4 protein-coding genes and 1 pseudogene are annotated in these 3,977 nt (G+C 32.9%); all 5 read left to right on the top strand.

Annotated elements, in window-relative coordinates; genetic code table 11:
• A partial coding sequence (locus B4E95_RS09245; protein ID WP_291091294.1) for a transposase occupies positions 1-198 on the top strand: 198 nt, incomplete at its 5' end.
• A gap of 92 nt (positions 199-290) precedes the next feature.
• Positions 291-848: a hypothetical protein gene (locus tag B4E95_RS09250; RefSeq protein ID WP_076549609.1), complete on the top strand. Its 558-nt coding sequence runs from the start codon at positions 291-293 to the stop codon at positions 846-848.
• A 59-nt stretch (positions 849-907) separates the two neighbouring features.
• Positions 908-2,266 (top strand): Dyp-type peroxidase, encoded by a 1,359-nt coding sequence (locus B4E95_RS09255; protein WP_291091296.1) that lies wholly within the window; start codon positions 908-910, stop codon positions 2,264-2,266.
• 60 nt (positions 2,267-2,326) lie between these two features.
• Entirely contained in the window at positions 2,327-3,460 is a 1,134-nt protein-coding gene (locus tag B4E95_RS09260) for a catalase family protein (RefSeq protein WP_076549606.1), read from the top strand.
• Positions 3,461-3,551: 91 nt separating this feature from the next.
• Positions 3,552-3,977: pseudogene (locus B4E95_RS13185) on the top strand (IS982 family transposase); the annotation flags it as partial.

Genomic DNA, 3,977 nt, shown 5'->3' on the forward strand with positions numbered 1-3,977 from the left:
AGAAAATCCAGAAAAAGAATTGAGACTTTATTCTCTCAACTTTGCGACCAATTTAAAATCAGAAACAATTACGCAAAATCTTTTAACGGTTTTAAAACAAGGGTATTGAGCAAAATAACAGCATTAACTTTCATTCAGTTTGTAAATGTTTTCGTCTTCAAGAGAAGTTTGAATAAGTTAAAAATTAATTTGTGCTAAATGCACAACAGGTAATAATTTTAATTAAAAAATTAAATGATGGTTTAGTTTTTGATTTTAAGTAAATAATTATTAAAATAAATCTTTTTGTTATGAGTTTCATCGACAATGTAAAATTAACAGCAGAGCTTATTAAAGCAAATTTTTCAGAAGGTATTGATGATGGATATGATCATTCCACAACTTCTGCAGGTAGAAAAGGATTACGATCAGGTCGGGTTTCTGAACTGACTGCAATGGCAGATTTGAAGCCCGGCGGCGCTGATAATCTCCGAAAAATTATGGAGATTGCAAATGGTAATTTGAAAGGTGCTACAAAAGTTGGAACCTTACACGATTTACGAATTGTTCTTTTTGATAATGATACTAAGATTTTGTTCTGTACAGCTTATGATGGGGATTGGGATGCTTATATCGATGATTTTGCAACCAAAATTCCCCAATTGATGGATATTATTTTTGGAAATGTGGAAGGTTGGCCTGGAATTAAAGATCCAACAGTTAAAGATTTTATTCTTAGCAAACAGATTACTGCGACAGGTTGGTATGTGGGAGTACCACATCTTACTGTAAACGACATTAGACGTAACGATAAGATTATTACTGGCTTAAATAAAGCCATTGACGATTCTAATAAAATTGAAAAATAATTTTTAATAAATAAATTATGGCATTTGATTTTATAAAAATAATTTTTAATAAATAAATTATGGCATTTGATTTTATAAAAAGAATTTTCAATCCGGACAAAGTTAATATAGAGTTGAAGGAAATTCAATCTTTAATTTTGAGAAGTAGGCCAATTCCTTATTTTGGAACAGTGGCATTATTAGAAATCACGGATAAAGAAAGTGCGAAAAAGATGTTGAAAGATTTGATTCCATTAATTGATTCTGCAGAGGAATGGAACAAAAACGAAGGAGCATCTGTATTTCTAACTTTTACCTATAAAGGTTTAGAAAAAATTGGTGTACCAAAAGAAAGTTTAGATTCTTTTCCGGAATCTTTTAAAGAAGGAATGGCTAAAAGATCGTCTTATCTTTATGATATTGGCGTGAATGATCCCAAAAATTGGCAGAAAGAATTTAAAAATCCTAACATTCATATTGCTTCTGCAGTGATCTCCAATAATGAAGCCGATTGGAAAAGCAAATTGGAAGAATTTCGTACTAAAATTTCGGAAAACAATGGAGTTGAAGTTTTGGTGAGTGAAGATTTTGGTGCTACAGAAGAGGTGAAAAATGTTTTCGGTTTTCGCGATGGAATCAGTAATCCCGAAGTTGAAGGTAGTGGGATTGATGTACCTCAAGGTTTTGACCGCCCGATTGCAGCTGGCGAATTTATATTAGGTTATCCAGGAGAAGGTGATATTACAAAACCTTTTCCTCAGCCGGACATTTTAGGGAAGAATGGGTCTTTTATGATTTTTAGAAAATATCAAAGCCAGGTTGCAGAGTTTAACCAGTTCATTAAGGATAATAGTTCTTCTCCAGAAGAAGGCGAACTTTTGGCTGCGAAAATGGTAGGCAGATGGAGAAGCGGAGCTCCACTAGTTTTATCGCCAGAAAAAGATGATAAAGTGCTTGGAGAAAATCCTGAAAAAAATAATAATTTTTCATTTAAGAACGATGAGTTTGGAAAAAAATGTCCTTTCAGTTCTCACATCCGCAGGATGAATCCGCGAGATTCCAAAACTTTTGTCTTGGAAGATGAAAGGCTTCACCGCATTATACGTCGCAGCGTAACTTTTGGGGATATTGTTCCGCCGGAAGTGACAAAAAATGACGGTAAAGAACGCGGTCAATATTTTATGGGAATTAGCGCGAATGCAATGGGGACTTTGGAATTTTTGCAAAAACAATGGATTAATGATGGCAATTCACAAAATCTGGGTAGTGAAAAAGATCCTATGGTTGGTTTGCAAGATGAAAATAGTTTGTTCAGTATGCCTGCAGACCCGCTAATAAAAAGATACCGAGGTTTACAAACTTATAATATCGTGAAAGGTGGTGAATATTGCTTTATCCCAAGTCTTTCAGCTCTCAAATGGATCAGTGAATTAAATTAATACTTATAAAAATTTAACTATTTTTTTTTAAAAAAATCACTAACAAAAAAATCTAATTGCATGGAATACGTTAAATATGATTATAAATTGGAAGAAATTCCTGAAAATTTCGAAGAGTATATCAATAAAATTAATAAGGATATTGTAGATTATATTCGAAACACGCCGCAACTAAGCCGCGCTCATAATTATACAAGAGATGCGCACGCCAATGGCTATGCTGCATTAAAGGCAGAGGTGGAAATTCTGCCTAATTTGCCTGAAGAATTGGCTCAAGGTATTTATAAAAATGCAGGAAAACACGAAGCGGTGGTTCGTTTTTCAAACGGATCCTCTCGTGTGTTGCCTGATAAACTAAGTGGAAATGCGCAAGGTTTTGCACTTAAAATTTTTGGAATTGAAGGCGAAAAAGTTGCTCCTGGTGAAGAGTCATCACCAAATGTGGATTTCAACCTAATCAATAATCCGGTATTTTTTTGCAATACTGCGGAACATTATGTTTTCATCTCCAAACTGTTTCTTAAAATCACCGATTTTTTTGAAAAAGGTGCATTAGGAAAATTGGAATTTGCTTCAATCTGGGTTACAGAAAATAAAAAAGCTTTCCCAAATTTCGAAGCATTAAAAGAATTAGCCGCACTAAAAACTTTTGAAAAAATCCCATCAATTAACAGTTTTTTATACGAGTATTACAGTATGGGCGCAGTTCGTCACGGAGATTATATGGCAAAAGTAAGAATTGAACCTACTGACGAAACGAAAAACTTAATTATTGATAAGGATATTGATATTGACAGCGAAGATTGGCCTTACAGAAAAGCTATTATTAAAGAGATCGCAAAAAACGATCTTACATTCAATCTACAAATTCAATTATGTAACGATTTGAAAAAAATGCCAATTAATGATCTTACAGAAGAATGGTCTCAAGAACTATCGCCATTTCGCACGGTAGCTAAAATCAAAATATTTAAACAAGAAGTTCCTGAAGATGGTAATTTTAATGTGATGGACAATCTTTCGTTTACGCCGTTTAGAACTCTAGAAGAAAATCGTCCCATAGGTAATTTGCAAAGTACGAGAAGATCGGCCTATGTAACCTCTTCAACGACCCGTCACGAATTAAATAACAAAAAAAGAAAAGAGCCAAACAATTTGCAGGAGGCATTTGATGAGAAATTTTATCAGAAATAGTTTTTATATTTACACCCGTATTGCATTATAAAAAAGGTTACTCATAATACGAAAATTTCGTATATTGTATTGACTACCAATCTAATACATTATGAATAACCTAGATGCAATTTACGATTTTATTTTAAAGGAATTAAGAAAATTAACCATCAAAGAAAATTTTTATTTCAAACCAATTAAACCAAAATTATCTGATTTAGAACTTATTGCAATAAACATTTCTGCGGAATATTTATAAATAGATTCAGAATATCAGTTATTTAGATACCTCTCCAATTCAAAACTAAATGGAATGATTGAGAGAAGTGTTTTTAATCGCAGAAAAAGAAAGCTTTTCTTGCACTTGGAAAATATTAGGAAACTCATTGTTGCTAAATTTAATGAGATGGAAACCACTTTTATTGTAGATTCGATGCCTTTAGAAATCTGTAAAAACGCAAGAGCGAACCGCTCTAAAATTTGTAAGGAAAATGAATTTTCGTTTCCCAGCAAAGGTAGAAAATCCAGAAAAAGAATT

The sequence above is a fragment of the Empedobacter sp. UBA7494 genome (assembly GCF_002478465.1).
In the GTDB taxonomy this organism is placed as follows: Bacteria; Bacteroidota; Bacteroidia; order Flavobacteriales; family Weeksellaceae; genus Empedobacter; species Empedobacter falsenii_B.